Source organism: Dechloromonas denitrificans, from assembly GCF_001551835.1.
GTDB classification, from domain to species: domain Bacteria; phylum Pseudomonadota; class Gammaproteobacteria; order Burkholderiales; family Rhodocyclaceae; genus Azonexus; species Azonexus denitrificans.
Window position 1 is genome coordinate 1 of sequence record NZ_LODL01000020.1, and the last position, 478, is coordinate 478.

The following is a 478-nucleotide window of genomic DNA, read 5'->3' on the forward strand; positions in this document are numbered from 1 at the left end:
TGCCGCGCATCGGCCAGGAGGTACTGGTTGATTTCATCGCGGGCGATATCGATCGCCCCATCCTGCTCGGCGCCTTGTTCAACGGCCAGGGCGAAGGCGGTGTCGCCAGCACGCCGGGCGGTGCCCCCGGGCAAAGCGACGCGACGGTCTTCGACCCGGCGACCGATCTTCGGCCGAGCGGCCAGGGCAATCTGGCCAGCGGCCAGAGCCCGGCCTGGCATGGCGGCGCCGCAGACAGTCATGCCCATCCGGCAGCCCTCAGCGGTTTCAAGAGCAAGGAATTCGGCCAAAACGGTTACAACCAACTGGTTCTCGACGACACCAATCAGCAGCAACGAATCCAGTTGAAGAGCACCCAGCACAGCAGCGAACTGAATCTCGGCCACCTGATTCACCAGGCGGACAATTACCGGGGCAGTTTCCGCGGCACCGGCACCGAACTGCGGACCGATGCCTGGGGTGCGCTGCGCGGCGGGCG

Annotated in this window: 1 protein-coding gene; it reads left to right on the forward strand. The window is 65.9% G+C overall.

The window, feature by feature from the left end; genetic code table 11:
- Nucleotides 1-478: type VI secretion system Vgr family protein (locus AT959_RS11055; RefSeq protein ID WP_205629895.1), on the forward strand; the 478-nt coding region annotated here is incomplete at both ends.